Origin of the sequence: Vreelandella aquamarina (genome assembly GCF_020075495.1) — a bacterium.
In the GTDB taxonomy this organism is placed as follows: domain Bacteria; phylum Pseudomonadota; class Gammaproteobacteria; order Pseudomonadales; family Halomonadaceae; genus Vreelandella; species Vreelandella aquamarina_A.
The window spans coordinates 26,378-41,621 of record NZ_JABYQT010000004.1 but is presented as its reverse complement, the minus strand read 5'-3'; the positions used below and the strand labels follow the sequence as shown (position 1 = coordinate 41,621).

The following is a 15,244-nucleotide window of genomic DNA, read 5'->3' as shown; positions in this document are numbered from 1 at the left end:
CACGACGGAGTGGTCAATGAGCGAGCAGGCTTACGATTCATCAAGCATCAAGGTGCTCAAAGGGCTGGATGCGGTACGTAAACGTCCCGGCATGTACATCGGCGATACCGATGATGGTACCGGGCTGCACCATATGGTTTTCGAGCTGGTGGATAACTCCATCGATGAAGCGCTGGCAGGGCATTGCAGCGAGATTCGCGTAGTGATCCACGCCGACGAATCGGTCACCGTCAGCGATAACGGCCGCGGCATTCCGACGGAACTTCACGAAGGCGAGGGTGTTTCTGCCGCTGAAGTCATCATGACCGTGCTTCATGCAGGCGGTAAATTCGATGACAACTCCTACAAGGTGTCCGGCGGCCTGCACGGTGTGGGCGTATCCGTCGTCAACGCGCTGTCTGAAGAGCTGCGCCTGACCATCTGGCGTCAGGGCGAAGTATTCGAACAGATCTATCATCATGGCGTACCCCAGGCACCGCTGAGCGTAGTGGGCAAGACGGAAAAACATGGCACCCGCGTGCAGTTTCGCCCATCTCCGGCGACGTTTGCCAATATCGAATTCCACTACGACATCCTGGCCAAGCGCCTGCGTGAATTGTCGTTTCTGAACTCGGGTGTTGCCATTCGCCTGATTGATGAGCGCAGCGGCAAGGAAGAGCTGTTCCACTACGAAGGTGGTCTCAAGGCCTTCGTCGATCACCTGAATTCCAACAAGACTGTACTCAACCCGGTTTTCCACTTCAGCGCCACCCGCGATGACGGTGTGGAGGTGGAAGTGGCCATGCAGTGGAGCGATGTCTTCACGGAAAGCATTTTCTGCTACACCAACAACATCCCCCAGCGGGATGGCGGTACGCACCTGGCTGGCTTTCGCACAGCGCTGACGCGGACGATGAACAACTACATCGAAGCTGAAGGCCTGCTGAAAAAAGCCAAGGTAAGCACGGCAGGCGACGATGCCCGGGAAGGACTGACGGCGATCATTTCCGTCAAGGTGCCGGATCCGAAATTCTCGTCGCAGACCAAGGACAAGCTGGTCTCGTCTGAAGTGAAGACCGCCGTCGAGCAGGAAATGGGACGTCTGTTTGCCGAATACCTGATCGAAAAACCCAACGAAGCCAAAGCCATCGTCAACAAGATGCTGGATGCTGCCCGCGCCCGTGAAGCCGCGCGCAAGGCGCGCGACATGACGCGGCGCAAGGGCGCGCTGGATATCGCGGGCCTGCCCGGCAAGCTGGCCGACTGTCAGGAGAAGGATCCGAGCCAGTCCGAGCTGTATCTGGTGGAGGGTGACTCCGCCGGCGGCAGCGCCAAGCAGGGCCGCGACCGGCGTACCCAGGCAATCCTGCCGCTCAAGGGCAAGATCCTGAACGTCGAAAAGGCACGCTTTGACAAGATGCTGTCATCTGCGGAAGTGGGCACGCTGATCACTGCGCTGGGCTGCGGTATTGGTCGCGAGGAGTTCAACCCGGACAAGCTGCGCTACCACTCCATCATCATCATGACCGATGCGGACGTGGACGGCTCGCACATCCGTACGCTGCTGTTGACGTTCTTCTTCCGTCAGATGCCGGAGCTGATCGAGCGTGGGCACGTCTTCATCGCACAGCCGCCGCTCTACAAGATCAAGCGTGGCAAGCAGGAACTCTACCTGAAAGACGAGCAGGCCATGGTCGACTACCTGACCACCACCGCGCTGGACGGTGCGGGGCTCTACGTCAATCCGGATGCACCCGGCATTACCGGTTCTCAGCTCGAAGCCCTGGTAAATCAATATCGCAACGTGATGAAGCGTATTGATCGCCTGGCGCGGGTGTACCCGCTCGAAGTGCTCAGGCAGATCATCCACGCCTCTGGCTTGCAGGGCGAAGCGAGTCTCAAGGACCGCGTTACCATGCAGAACTGGATCGCCGAGCTGCAAAAGGCGATGGACGACAGGGTCGCCTACGAAGGCGGTCCGCGCTATACCTTCTCTCTCAAGGAAGATGATGAGCGCGGCCTGCTGCTGCCCACGGTTTCGCTGGTTGCCCACGGCGTCACTACCGAGTACGAGTGGGGGCTGGACTTCTTCGAAAGCGCTGACTATCGCGCGGTGTCGGCACTTGGCGATACGCTTGACGGTCTTCTCGAAGAGGGCGCGTTCATTTCCCGCGGCGAACGCCAGCAGCCGGTATCGCACTTCTCCGAAGTGCTGGCCTGGCTGATGCAGGAGGGCCAGCGTGGTCTTTCCGTACAGCGCTACAAAGGCCTTGGCGAGATGAACCCGGATCAACTGTGGGAAACCACCATGGATCCGGACAGCCGTCGTATGCTGCGTGTAACCATCGAAGATGCGGTAGGCGCCGACAGAATGTTCAATACGCTGATGGGCGATGACGTCGAGCCGCGTCGTGACTTCATCGAGACCAATGCGCTGGTGGCGAACCTTGATGTATAGCCATGCCTGGCGAGTGTTTCACGTAAAACACTGAAACAAGAAAGCCGCGAACCAAGGTTCGCGGCTTTTTTATGTGCGCTATCGTAGTGCTGCACGAAAGAGCAGGAGGTATCAGTCGAGCGTTCCCGACAACAGCGCATCGGCAAAATCGGCCAGGTCAGCACACACCAGCGCATGCTCAAGACCAACACCTTTTGCAGCAGTCTTTTCCCCTTTGCCGGTTTTGACCAGCACTGTCCGGCAGCCGCAGGCTTCACCCGCCTGCAGGTCGCGAAGGCTGTCGCCCACCATCCAGCTGCCGGCCAGACTGTCCAGCGCCAATTCCTGCTGAATATCGTGGAGCAAGCCGGGCAGCGGTTTGCGGCAGCCACACGCATCGTCCGGCCCGTGAGGACAGTAGGCAATATGGGGGATACGGCCGCCGGCTTCTTCTACCAGTGAGTTCAACCGGGCGTGCATACGCGCAAGCTCGGTGTGTGTGTAATAGCCGCGGGCAATGCCTGACTGATTGGTCGCCACCGCCACCGTGAAGCCCGCCTGGGTCAAGCGGGCAATGGCATCGATGGCGGTGGGGTAGGGAATCCACTCTTCAAGCGATTTGATGTAAGCATCGGAATCCTGGTTGATGACACCATCACGATCAAGAATGATCAGCTGTCGAGGGGGAATCGGCATTGGAAGTCTCGTCAGAGTCGCTGGTTGAGAACGGCGAGCGCCTGCAGGGTAACGCTGATCTTGCGGCCGTCGCTCCCCAGAAACCTGAAGGGAAGACGCTGCAAGCGAAGCAGCTTTGGCAGAATCTCGCAGAAACGCTCGCGTACTTCCTGGTTGGCATTACGCAGACCTTTCAGTAGCGCAGGCGTCAAACGCTCGCACTGCATGGGTGACTTGTACAGTTTGCCATACAGCGAAAAGATGAAGCAGTACCAGTCACGCACCATGCAATCTACCGGCGGGTGTACCTGGCCGGGGTCGGTTTCAAAGTCGATGAAGACGGTCTTGTCCTCAGTGACCAGAATATTGCGGGCAAAGGCTTCGCTAAGGTAGCAGTTATGCTGATGAACACGGTTGAGCGCTTCGATGCTGAGTGCCAGGGTACGCTCGACCTGCTCAGGGTCATCACTACGCTTGAGTTTGTCGAGCAGCGTAACGGCAGGCTCCTCCGGCGTGCCGGCATCGGCCAGCAGCAGCGCCTGCGGCGTCTGCGCCAGGATGGTGGGTACCTGAATACCCGCTTGACCAAGGGTTTTGATGCGCCGAGCCTCGGTGATGATGCTCTGCTCGCCGCCGGTATTGGGCACGGGCTTGAGTACATCCAGCTTGAGCCAGGCGGCCAGTAGCTTGAGTGGCGCATAGGCCATGGACGAGTTGCGTCTGGCGGCACGCTTTAGCCATACACGCTCACCGTTGAGCGTATGGGCGGCCATGGTTGCCTGCTGCTGGCGTAGGGTGTCGAGCAAGAAGTGATCGTACATGCGGTTACCTCACGGCCGGGCTGAGCTTCAGCGGCGACCGTCGTTGTACTGAAACGACGGGTAGACAGAAAATAGTCGTTTAGACGAAATATCGATTATTTTACCTCCCTGTTTCACGTGAAACAAAAAAACCGATGGCGGTTGCCATCGGTTATTCAGTACGTAATTGACGCTTACTGCGGTAACAAGGAGATATCCGCCACTTCGAGGAACAGCGCCTGCAGGCTTGCCAGAAGCGCCAGGCGGTTACGGCGAATCGCTTCGTCATCGGCCATGACCATTACCTGATCGAAAAAGGCATCGACGGGCTCGCGCAGGGTGGCAAGTGCATCCAGCGCCTGCTGGTAATTACCTGCAGCAAACAGCGGTGCCACGTCGGTCTTGCGCTTGCTGACAGCATCGAACAGCTTGCGCTCGGCCTCTTCTTGAAGAAGGTGTTGATCGACCTCGGTGCTGCCGTCATGATCCTGCTTGCTCAAGATATTGGAAACACGCTTGTTGGCGGCGGCCAGGGCGGCGGCCTCCTCGCGCTGAGCAAATGCCTTGACAGCGCGCAGGCGGCGGGCGAAGTCGAGCGGCCGGGTGACCGGACGGGCGCGAACGGCCAGATACATCTCGGCGCTGATTCCCTCTTCCTGCCCCCAGGCGCGGAAACGGTCGAGCATGTAGGTCAATACATCTTCGACCAGACCTTCTGCGTTAGGCAGCCCCTGATGCTGTTCAGCGGCTACCTCGAGCAGCTCGCGCAGGTCGAGATCGAGCTCACCCTTCACCAGAATGTTCAAGATACCGATCGAGGCACGGCGCAGGGCGAAGGGGTCCTTGGCACCGGTGGGGCGCTGGCCGATACCGAAGATACCCACCAGCGTGTCCAGCCGGTCTGCCAGGGCAAGTGCCTGGCCGGTCGGGCTCTGCGGGATGGCGTCGCTGGCAAAGCGCGGCAGGTACTGCTCTTCGAGCGCCTGGGTTACATCGGCAGGCTCGCCATCCTGCTCGGCATAGTAGCGCCCCATGGTCCCCTGCAGTTCGGGGAACTCGAGGACCATTTCGGTAACCAGGTCGCACTTGGCCAGCGCCACGGCACGCTGGGCATTGGCAACATCGCCGTTGATCTTCTGGGCGATGAAGGTGGCAATCACCGTGCTGCGACGCGCCTTGTCCGCCAAGGTTCCCAACTGCTGCTGGAATACCACACTTTCCAGCTGCGCAATGCGTGAGGCCAGCGTACGTTTGCGATCAGTGTCGTAGAAGAAGGCCGCATCGGCCAGGCGTGGGCGAATGACCTTCTCGTTACCCGAAATCACCTGTTGGGGGTCGGCGCTGTCGATGTTCGAAATGGTGATGAACAGCGGCTTGAGCCTGCCCTGATCGTCCAGCAGGTGGAAATACTTCTGGTTGGCCTTCATGGACGAGATCAGGCACTCCGCGGGCACTTCCAGAAAGCGCTCGTCGAAGCTGCCGGTCAGCGCCACCGGCCACTCGACCAGACCGCTTACCTCGACCAGCAGGTCTTCATCGATCACGGCGCTGGCGTCCTGCACTTCGGCTTCGGCCAGTACCTGTTCGCGAATGCGCTCACGGCGCATCGAGCGATCTGCCAGCACGTAGGCGTTCTCGAGCGCTGTCAGGTAGCTGTCGGCATGCTCGAGCTGAATGGCGTCCGGCGCATGGAAGCGGTGGCCGTAGGTCGTGCGGCTGGCCTGCAAACCCAGTACGTCAGCGGCGATGACCTCAGCGCCGTAAAGCGCTACCAGCCAGTGTACCGGACGGGAAAACTCGACTCGCGAGGCGCCCCAGCGCATGTTCTTGGGGACCGGCAGCGCGCTTATGGCCTTGCGCAAGATGTCCGGCAGCAGTGCCTGTACGCTTTCACCCTGCTGCTGCTCGCGAAAGCCAAGCCAGGTGCCCTTGTCGGTTTCCAGGTGGATCAGCTCATCTACGCTGACCCCGCAGGAGCGGGCGAAGCCTTCGGCGGCCTTCGTCGGGGCGCCATCCTTGAAGGCGGCGGCAAGCGCCGGACCGCGGCGCTCGACTTCGCGGTCGGGCTGCTTGTCGGCAAGCGCGCTGACCTGAACCGCCAGGCGGCGCGGCGTGGCGTAGGCTGTCACGCCTTGAAATGCAATCTCGGCTTCCTGCAAGCCCTTTTCGATACCGGCGGCAAAGGCATCGGACAGGGCGTCCAGCGCTGTGGGGGGGAGCTCTTCGGCACCCAGTTCGAGTAAAAGTGTATCAACAGCCATCATGCGTCTCCCTGATCGGCTAACAGTTCGCGGCGAAGGGCTTCAGGGGCCATGGGGAAACCTTCTGCTTTGCGTGACTCATAGTAGGCGTGGGCAACGTCTCGGGCCATGGTACGCACACGCAGAATGAAGCGCTGGCGTTCGGTCACGGAAATGGCGTGGCGGGCGTCCAGCAGGTTGAAGGTGTGCGAGGCCTTGAGCACCTGCTCGTAGGCGGGCAGCGGCAGGTTGGCGGCCAGCAGCTTGGCGCACTCACGCTCCTGGTGGTCGAAGGCGGCAAACAGCTGATCGACGTCGGCGTGCTCGAAGTTGTAGGCCGACTGCTCGCGCTCGTTCTGCAGGTAGACGTCGCCGTAGGTGACCTTGCTGCCATCCGGGGCGATGGCCCAGACCAGGTCGTAGACGCTGTCGACGTTCTGCAGGTACATGGCGATACGCTCGAGCCCGTAGGTCAGCTCGCCGGTGACCGGGTAGCACTCGATGCCGCCGGCCTGCTGGAAGTAGGTGAACTGGGTCACTTCCATACCGTTGAGCCATACTTCCCAGCCCAGGCCCCAGGCGCCCAGCGTCGGCGACTCCCAGTTGTCCTCGACAAAGCGGATATCGTGGACCAGCGGGTCCAGACCCAGGCGCTTGAGCGAGCCCAGGTAAAGGTCCTGCAGGTTGCTGGGCGAGGGCTTCATCACCGTCTGGAACTGGTAGTAGTGCTGCAGGCGGTTGGGGTTCTCGCCGTAGCGGCCGTCGGTCGGGCGGCGGGAGGGCTGAACGTAGGCCGCGTTCCAGCTTTCCGGCCCGATCGAGCGTAGAAAGGTGGCGGGATGGAAGGTACCCGCACCGACCTCCATATCGAGAGGCTGAAGGATCACGCAGCCCTGTTCTGCCCAGTACTGTTGCAGAGCAAGGATCAAGCCTTGAAAGGTCGACACATCGGGTGTCGATTGGTTTGTCGAGACACTCATCGCAGAAAGCACCGTTGGCCATGAATTCATAAGCCGTCAAGTATACAATCCCAGGCAGATGGGTTATAGGCACGCATGAGAATAGGCACGCATGCCAACACAGCAGCTTTTGGTAAGGAGAACGCAATGATCGTTGTAACAGGCGGTGCCGGTTTCATTGGAGCCAATATTGTCAAAGCCCTCAATGGGCGAGGCCGCGATGACGTCATGGTGGTCGACGACCTGCGCGACGGTACCAAGTTCGTCAATCTGGCGGACTGCACCCTGGCCGACTACCTGGACAAGGATGATTTCCTTTCCCGAGTGAAAGCGGCACTGCGCGGCGACACCGTGGACCTGCCCAGAATCGAGGCGATTTTCCATGAAGGCGCCTGCTCCGATACCACGGAGTGGGACGGTCATTACATGATGGAAAACAACTTCGAGTACTCCAAGGTGTTGCTCAACTACTGCGAAAAATTCGGCATTTCGTTTCTGTACGCCTCTTCGGCGGCCACCTACGGCGGCAGCGACGTGTTCAAGGAGGCCCCGGAGCATGAGAAGCCGCTCAACGTGTATGGCTACTCCAAGCTTTTGTTCGACCAGCACGTACGTTCGCGCTGGGACAAGCTGACCACCCAGGTGGTCGGGTTTCGCTACTTCAACGTGTACGGTCCCCGCGAGCAGCACAAGGGCAAGATGGCAAGCGTGGCCTACCATAACCATCTGCAGATCCGAAACGGCGAAACGCTGAAGCTGTTTGGTGCCTACGGTGGCTATGAAGCAGGCATGCAGAGCCGCGACTTCGTCTATGTAGGCGATGTGGTGGACGTCAATCTGTGGTTTCTGGATAACCCGCAGGCGTCGGGCATCTTCAATCTCGGCACCGGTCGGGCGGAGCCCTTCAAGGCGATTGGCGAGGCGGTCATCGACTTTTACGGCAAGGGACAAATCGACTACATCGACTTCCCGGAGGAGTTGAAAGGTCGTTATCAGAGCTACACGCGCGCGGATATCAGCCACCTGCGCGACGCCGGGTGTGACGTCGAGTTCAAGACCGTGGCACAGGGCGTGACCGCGTACCTGGAGTGGCTGAATGGCTAACTCCGCCAAGCGGTTCCTGGTGGTTGGCCCTTCCTGGGTGGGCGATATGGTGATGGCCCAGAGCCTGTTCATGACGCTCAAGGCCCGCCACCCTGACGCGATCATTGGCGTCGTGGCCCCGGCCTGGTCGCAGCCGATTCTGGAACGTATGCCTGAGGTCGACGAAGTGCTGCCCCTGGCAGTGGGGCACGGTGAGTTCGGGCTGGCCAACCGGCGGGAGCTTGCCGGCCGGCTGAAGGGCTGCTTTGACCGCGCCATCGTGCTGCCACGCTCCTGGAAAGCGGCGCTGGTGCCGTTCATGGCGCGTATCCCCGAGCGGGTCGGGTTTCTGGGCGAGCATCGCTATGGGCTGCTCAAGGAGCGGCGCAAGCTCGACAAGCAGGTGCTGGATCAGACCGTCAAGCGCTTCGTGTCGCTGGGTCTGCCCCTGGATGAAGCCGAGCGGGGCGATTTCGCGATTCCCAAACCACGTTTGACCATTGACCGGGATAACCTGGTGAACCTGCGTCTGACCCACGCGCTGTCATCGCGCCCGGCAATTGGCATGATGCCGGGGGCCGAGTACGGCCCGGCCAAGCAGTGGCCGCTGGCGCATTTTCACGCGCTGGCCAAACGGTTGATAGATGACGGTTTCGAGGTACGCGTGCTGGGTGGGCCGAAGGACCATGCGGCAGGGGAGACGATCGTCGAGGGCTTGTCGCACGCGCATAACCTGTGTGGCAAGACCCAGCTGGCCGACGCGGTGGATCTCTTGGCCGACTGCCGCCAGGTAGTCACCAACGACTCGGGGCTGATGCACGTGGCCGCGGCGGTAGGCGTGCGCATTCATGCGCTTTACGGCTCATCCTCACCGGCCTATACGCCGCCGCTTACCGATAACGCCGTGATTCACTATCTAGGGCTTTCCTGCTCGCCCTGTTTTGCGCGCCACTGCCCGCTGGGGCATACCAATTGCCTCAATCAGCTGGGCGCCGAGCAGGTGTATCACGCCATGCGCGTCGACGCGCAGCGCGCCCGTGGCGTGATCGTCAGCGCATGATAGACACTTCGTCGGTCTGATCCGCCGGCGCTTCGAATATCTGCGAGGTCGGCGACTCCTCGACATCACGTCGCTGGGGGGCAAGGCCTTCCCACAGGCGGTGCTGCAGGGCCGTTTCTTCGCGCAGGCGCTCGTTGAGCACCTCGATACCGTGGACTTCCACCAGGGTGGGCTTTTCGCCAAGCAGTGATGCACCCAGCCCGGCGCGGTGCTCATCGAGCGTAAAGCCCAGCGCCTCCAGAATGGTAGGGAAGGCATCGAGCATGGTGGCATCCCGGCGGATACGCTGCGGGGCAATATGGTCACCCAGCATGATCAGCGTATTGTCGCGATCCAGCGCCGTAAGCTGGTCCCATACCGATACCCGCATGGTGAGGTGGTCGCTGAGCACGACCACCAGGGTATCGTCCAGCAGGCCTTCGCGCTCGAGCTGCTCGATGAATACTCGTGCTTCATGGGCCGAACACTCCACCGAGTAGAGGATATCCTGGCCATCGAAGGGCCCCTGCCGGTCCTGGCAGGTCTGGGAGGGAAAGCCGCTGGGGGCGTGGCCCGCGAGGTTGAGATTGATCACGGCCCAGGGGCCGTCATCTTCCGCGTCCAGGCGACGAATCTCGTCGAGCGTCAGGTCATAGAGCGTGTCGTCAAAAAGGCCCCAGCTGTTGAGGTACTCGGGATCCTCCATATCGGGAACGAAATCTTCCTTGCCCTTGACCGTATTGAACTGGTGACCGCGATAGAAAAGCCCCTTGCCGGCGAACTGGGTGCTGGCGCCACCCAGGTAGCTGAGCCGGTAGCCCTGAGCGGCCAGAATATCGCCCAGGCAGTCGACGCCGGGCACCACCTGGGTGAGCGGCTCGAACTGCGTGTCGTGCAAAAGCCCTGCCGGCATCAGCGGAACCCCACACTGGCTGGCAATCATCCCGGCCATGGTCCAGCCGGTATTGTCCATCTGACGGATACCTTCAAATACCAGGCCCTGCTCGCCGAGCGCGTTCAAATCGGCGTAGGCGTCGCCAAAGATCGGGTTGCTGTAGGTGCGCTCCAGACTCTCCAGGTACATGATCAGCAAATTGGGCGTACGTTGCGGCTCCTCTATGGGGGGAGAGACATAGCGTCGATCGAGCCACTCGCCGTCATCCGTGACGATGGCCACGCTGCGCTGACCCAGACCGTAGAGCAGCGGGTTGGCCGCCAGCAGGAGAAGCGCAAAGAAGCGCTCGGCCAGCCGCCAGCGCTGGTCGTGGCGGGAAAGCCAGGTGACCGACCATAAGATACCGGTCACGACAACGATATACACCACGGCTGAGAGCATCTTGCCGGCGCCGCCGTGCTCGGTCATGCCTGCCTGCAGATGAAAGAATACCGCGCCAAGATCGACGTTACCGAAGCTGTCCGCCAGATAGACGTACACGCCCGCAAGGCTGATAGGCACCAGCGACCAGGGCCACATCCTGCGGTAGCGGGCGTTGAGCGGCCGGCCCCAGGCAAGTTTTACGCCCAGAACAATCCAGACCACCGCAATGAGAAACAGGGTCCACCAGGGCAGACGGGTCAGGACGGTGGTGGCATAGCCCAGGCTGAAGCCAAGAATCGCCAGGGGCAGCCAAGGGGTAAGCCGGAGTGACATCGATGCGGGCATGCCGTATCCCTTCGAAAGCGCAAAGTAAGCCGTAGAGCTTACCAAATGTTGTCAGCCCGAGGGGCGATTCCTGCCTCCTGCGTGCTAGCATTGGACTTGATTTTTGATCGCCGAATACGCTCTCATACGCGTTTATCCACTCTGCTGGCAAAGGTGAGCCGTGCCGATTTCCGCCGTCCTGATTGTAAAGAACGAAGCGCATCACTTGCGCGAGTGTCTTGAGACGCTCGCCTGGGTCGATGAAATTGTCGTGCTGGATGCAGGTAGCCAGGACGATACCTGTGCCATCGCGCGCGAGTTCACCGCTAACGTCAGCGTGGAGGCGGACTGGCAGGGCTTCGGCGTTCAGCGCCAGCGGGCCCAGGCGCGGGCCAGCCACGAATGGATACTCATGGTGGATGCCGATGAACGGGTAACGCCTGAGCTGCGCGACAGCATCCTGCATGCCATACAGCAGCCACCGGCGGTCTACAGCGTCAGCCGCCTTTCCTGGTGTTTTGGGCGCTTCATTCGCCACTCCGGCTGGTACCCGGACCGAGTGCTGCGGCTCTACCCAAGCGCCAAGGCCGGCTACAACGCCTCACTGGTGCATGAGAAGCTCAAGGTACCGGAAGGGATGAGCATCAAGCGTCTTTCCGGCGATCTGCTGCACTATACCTATCGTGATCTGCGCCACTACCTGGAAAAGTCCGCCCACTACGCCCAGGCGTGGGCGGAGCAGCGCGCCGCTCAGGGCAAGACCGCAACGCTGGGCAGCGGGGTCACTCATGGGATCGCCTGCTTTCTCAAGATGTATGTGCTCAAGGCGGGCTTCAAGGACGGCAAGCAGGGGTTTCTGCTGGCCCTTCTTTCGGCGCACTCCACGTTCAACAAGTACGCCGATCTCTGGATACGCACCCGCACCTCACCCGTCGAGAAGCGCTGATATCTGCCTGGCCGCTGCATCGATATCGATCGCTGCCATATCCTGCTGGTCGGCGGAAGCAGGCGGGCTGAACGCCAGGCGCCGGTCGGCACCGTTGCAGGTTTGCCAGCGCAGCGGCGTTGCCGAGCGCTTGGCCGGGTAGAACCCGGCGGTGGCAATGTTCAGGCAGCCGGCAATATGCAGCGGGCCGGTCGAACCCGCGATCAACATATCGGTGCCGGCCAGCTGCTGGGCAAACTCGGCCACGCTGGTGCTTGCTGGTAGGCGCCGTGCGCCAATCCCGTTACTTTTCAACCGATCAATCAGCGACTGGGCACCCGCTTCCTCGCCGGGGCCTGCACTGATCAGCCAGTGAGTGGTCGAGCCATTCACCTGATGCTCGATACGCTCTATCAGCGCTGCATACTGGTCCACCGAAAGATTGACCGCCGAGCCGCCGCTGCCGGGATGAACCACTATCAGCCGGGCTGAGGATGGTGCTTCAGTAGCGCCTTCCAGCCACTGGCGCTGCTCGATTCTCCGGATGTCTGCCAGCGGCCAGAAAGGCGGGGTGGGCAGGGTGTTCAGCGTCAGTGAAAGGCGGGCGAGCAGCGCGCAGGCAAGATCGACGTTGTACTGGTACTCGGGCTTTTCCGAGCGCGAGCGCCGCTGGCGGATACGCACGTTGTAAAACAGCTGCGCCCACTTGGTTGCCGGGGCCACCCGCAGGGCGATACCCGCCCGAAACCCCAGCCAGCCGATCCGAGGCGTCGAAAAAAGCGTCAGCTGGGCATCAAACCGCGCGGCCTTGACGCTCTCGATCAGCCCTTTCTGGGCAGCTTTATTGGCCTGCGGGCCCGGATCGATGATGACGTCATCCACCCACGGACAGGCATGGGCCAAGGGAGCGGTATAGGAAGGCACCAGTACCGTCACGTGCGGGGCGGGCGATGCGCTTTTTAGACATGCCAGCGCTGGCCAGGCCAGCATGAAGTCACCGATCTTGTCATTGCGGACGACGAGCAATTTCTTCGCCATGATTAAAGCCCTGTTGATTGCAGCCTGTATACTACAAGAGATTGTATTCATTGTTTAACGGTGCGTATGGATGGTGTTGGAATGACAAATAAAGTGCTGCAACTGTGCATGTCGGATGGCAAGGGCGGAATGGAGCTCTATGTCGATCGAGTCATCGAGGATCTGAAGGAAGAGGGTTGGGAGGTTCTCGGCATCTGCCTTGAAAATACCAAGGTAGAAGCGTACATGCAGCGCAACGACGTGGCGTACAAGGCCTTCAAGAGCACCCTGGCAGCACTGGCTAACGTAGTGGGGATTCGCCGCTGGTTGGTCGATCAGGGCGTGAAAGTCATGCATTGCCATAAATCAAGCGATTTACGGCTGAGTTCATTATTGAAGTGCCTGATGCCGGATCTCAAGGTGCTGTATACCGATCACGTTGGCGGGCGCAGGCCCAAGAAGAACCCTTACCATCGGTTTGCCTATGGCAAGGTGGATCGCGTTCTGTCGATCAGCCAGGCCACCCACCAGCGCAACGTCAGCAACCTGCCCGTGCCGCGTGAACGCATCGTCTGCCTGCCTCATGGGGTGAATATCGACACCTACCGGCCCTGCCACGATGGGCAGGCGATCCGCGCCAAGCGTGATGCCCTGGGTGTGCCTGACGGGGCGGTGGTGATCGGCTTGCCGGGGCGCGTGACGCCAGGCAAGGGGCAGGATATCTGGGTCAAGGCGCTGCTCGCGCTTGACCCTTCGCTTGATTTTCACGCCCTTTCCATCGGTGGAACGGGCTATGCTTCCGGTGGGACCGAGAGTTTCTATGCCGAGCTACAGGCGATGATTGCCGGCACGCCGCTCGCTCAGAAAATTACCTTTCTGGGCCACCGTAACGATCTGACCGAGATTCTTCCCGTACTGGATCTGGTATGTATCCCTTCGGAAAACGAAGCCTTCGGGCTGACGATCATCGAGTCCATGGCCTGCGGCATGCCGATCATCGGCTCCAATACCGGCTCGCTGCCGGAACTGGTCGACAGCGCTTGCGGCGTGCTGGTGGGGCCGTATGACGTCAGCGCCTGGGCAAGGGCCATAGGTACCATGGTGCAGGATGAGGCCGGCCGCGAGGCGATGGGACGGGCTGCCAGAGAGCGCGTCGAGCAACGCTTCAGCAACAAGCGACATGTAAAGTGTTTAATAGAGTATTACGCAAGTAAGGTATAACCGACAAGCACTATGGGTAGAAGAAAGGGCGAATTAAGAAGCTGTCTGCATCTGAGTCACTAATTAATTAGCCCTCATCACTCGCACCCAATTTCGGCAAATTGGCCTCATACTGAGGCCGAAGTGTATTAGCCAAGTGGTTCGGTAGTAGAGGGGTACACCCGCTTGAATGCTTCAGCAACTCGTTCGGGAGTTAGTCCTTGCTCTACATGATTTGTTGAGTGGATGACTGCATGGAGGGTCGCTTGGGGCTGCCATGCGCTGTCAATGACTACATATACGCCAACAGTAGGACGGTTATAGGCACTAGCTATATGAATGATCGAAGTATCAGGTGAAAAAACAACGGTAGCATGTTTGACGAGCGCGGCTGAAACCAAGAGCGAACATTGCCCAGGAAATGTGTGCACAAATGGAAATTCTCGGGCTAGTTGCATGGCTTTTTGTTCGCCGCTGGGGGCATAGGGTATAACCAATGGCAGTCCTGTCGCTGCATAGACGGTATCAATTAACGATTTGGCTTTATCCAAGGAAATACTTCTATAGTCAACGCTTCCATCAAGGTTCAGAAGTACATAAGAGCCCAGCGAATTTGTCCACTGGCTCACTGCTTTATCAATATTGTCAGGAATAGGTAATTCAAAGTGCCCTGCAGAATTACCTAACCCGGCTTTTTCGATCAGTTTAGCCCATAGATCGGGCAGGGAGGTTTCATGCAAGATCGGCTGATCAAAATCAGCAAATGCCCGCATATTGTAGGCGCTATAAGTGAGATTCATTCTTGCTTTCAGTTTGCCTACAAAATAGATGCCGGGCGAGGTGGCATGGCCCGTTGCATCCACGCATAGGTCGATGCTCCCGTGACGAGCTCGAAGGTTAGTGGCGAGTTCTTTGACCGCTTTGTAATCTCTATCTCTTGGTACTGTTTGAATCTCAACTCCTTCTTTCTTTAGTGCTTCGAAGGCGGGAGCACTTTTATGCGAAGCCACTATACACAGCCATTCAAGATTACGTGCCTGCAAAGCTCGAATGACTGGATAAATGGCCATTCCATCACCAACGGCTTTTGGCGTAAAGATAACCGCCTTGCGAATGGTGTCGGGCTGCCAGCTGTCAGGAGTATAGTCGTACCAACGCTCAAGAATTTTTCGCCCGAGCATTTTGTTCCATCTTGCCATCGATCATTTTCCTTAGCTTTTTCTAGTGTTCGTTATTTTTTAGTTAGCC

The 15,244-nt window shown here is 59.5% G+C and carries 12 protein-coding genes; 5 read left to right on the top strand and 7 right to left on the bottom strand.

Annotation, left to right across the window (positions count from 1 at the left end; all coding sequences use genetic code 11):
• Window positions 1–16 precede the first annotated feature (16 nt).
• Window positions 17–2,437, top strand: a complete 2,421-nt coding sequence (gyrB, locus tag HW452_RS07740; RefSeq protein WP_224105533.1) for a DNA topoisomerase (ATP-hydrolyzing) subunit B — start codon at window positions 17–19, stop codon at window positions 2,435–2,437.
• Window positions 2,438–2,548: 111 nt separating this feature from the next.
• On the opposite strand, the gene gmhB is transcribed toward gyrB, so the two are convergent.
• From gmhB to glyQ, 4 genes are all read right to left on the bottom strand, one after another.
• Window positions 2,549–3,112 carry a D-glycero-beta-D-manno-heptose 1,7-bisphosphate 7-phosphatase gene (gmhB, locus tag HW452_RS07735; RefSeq protein WP_224105532.1) on the bottom strand — a complete coding sequence of 188 codons (564 nt, stop codon included), beginning with the start codon at window positions 3,110–3,112 and terminating at the stop codon, window positions 2,549–2,551.
• Between the two features lie 11 nt (window positions 3,113–3,123).
• Window positions 3,124–3,912, bottom strand: coding sequence for a hypothetical protein (locus HW452_RS07730; protein ID WP_224105531.1), 789 nt, complete (start codon window positions 3,910–3,912; stop codon window positions 3,124–3,126).
• A gap of 173 nt (window positions 3,913–4,085) precedes the next feature.
• A complete protein-coding gene (gene glyS / locus HW452_RS07725) occupies window positions 4,086–6,152 on the bottom strand; it encodes a glycine--tRNA ligase subunit beta (protein WP_224105530.1) in 2,067 nt (688 codons plus the stop codon).
• Window positions 6,152–7,111 (bottom strand): glycine--tRNA ligase subunit alpha, encoded by a 960-nt coding sequence (glyQ, locus tag HW452_RS07720; RefSeq protein WP_224105529.1) that lies wholly within the window; start codon window positions 7,109–7,111, stop codon window positions 6,152–6,154. The genes glyS and glyQ overlap by 1 nt, the downstream gene beginning before the upstream one ends.
• A gap of 126 nt (window positions 7,112–7,237) precedes the next feature.
• Here glyQ and rfaD point away from each other — a divergent pair, with 126 nt between their 5' ends.
• Together rfaD and waaF are read left to right on the top strand one after the other, a co-directional pair.
• Entirely contained in the window at window positions 7,238–8,194 is a 957-nt protein-coding gene (rfaD, locus tag HW452_RS07715; protein ID WP_224105528.1) for an ADP-glyceromanno-heptose 6-epimerase, read from the top strand.
• Window positions 8,187–9,233, top strand: a complete 1,047-nt coding sequence (gene waaF, locus HW452_RS07710; protein WP_224105527.1) for a lipopolysaccharide heptosyltransferase II — start codon at window positions 8,187–8,189, stop codon at window positions 9,231–9,233. The genes rfaD and waaF overlap by 8 nt, the downstream gene beginning before the upstream one ends.
• Here waaF and HW452_RS07705 read toward each other — a convergent pair.
• Window positions 9,223–10,875, bottom strand: a complete 1,653-nt coding sequence (locus HW452_RS07705; protein WP_224105526.1) for a sulfatase-like hydrolase/transferase — start codon at window positions 10,873–10,875, stop codon at window positions 9,223–9,225. The two genes, waaF and HW452_RS07705, sit on opposite strands and share 11 nt — an antisense overlap.
• Before the next feature lie 160 nt (window positions 10,876–11,035).
• Here HW452_RS07705 and HW452_RS07700 point away from each other — a divergent pair, with 160 nt between their 5' ends.
• On the top strand, window positions 11,036–11,800 hold the full coding sequence (locus HW452_RS07700) for a glycosyltransferase family 2 protein (RefSeq protein WP_224105525.1): 765 nt from the start codon (window positions 11,036–11,038) through the stop codon (window positions 11,798–11,800).
• Here HW452_RS07700 and HW452_RS07695 read toward each other — a convergent pair.
• Window positions 11,780–12,817, bottom strand: coding sequence for a glycosyltransferase family 9 protein (locus tag HW452_RS07695; RefSeq protein WP_224105524.1), 1,038 nt, complete (start codon window positions 12,815–12,817; stop codon window positions 11,780–11,782). The two genes, HW452_RS07700 and HW452_RS07695, sit on opposite strands and share 21 nt — an antisense overlap.
• 81 nt (window positions 12,818–12,898) lie before the next feature.
• On the opposite strand from HW452_RS07695, the gene HW452_RS07690 reads away from it, so the two are divergent.
• Window positions 12,899–14,017, top strand: coding sequence for a glycosyltransferase family 4 protein (locus tag HW452_RS07690; RefSeq protein ID WP_224105523.1), 1,119 nt, complete (start codon window positions 12,899–12,901; stop codon window positions 14,015–14,017).
• Window positions 14,018–14,145: 128 nt separating this feature from the next.
• Here the strand turns inward: HW452_RS07690 and HW452_RS07685 are convergent, their stop codons facing one another.
• A complete protein-coding gene (locus HW452_RS07685; RefSeq protein ID WP_224105522.1) occupies window positions 14,146–15,195 on the bottom strand; it encodes a glycosyltransferase family 9 protein in 1,050 nt (349 codons plus the stop codon).
• Window positions 15,196–15,244 lie beyond the last annotated feature (49 nt).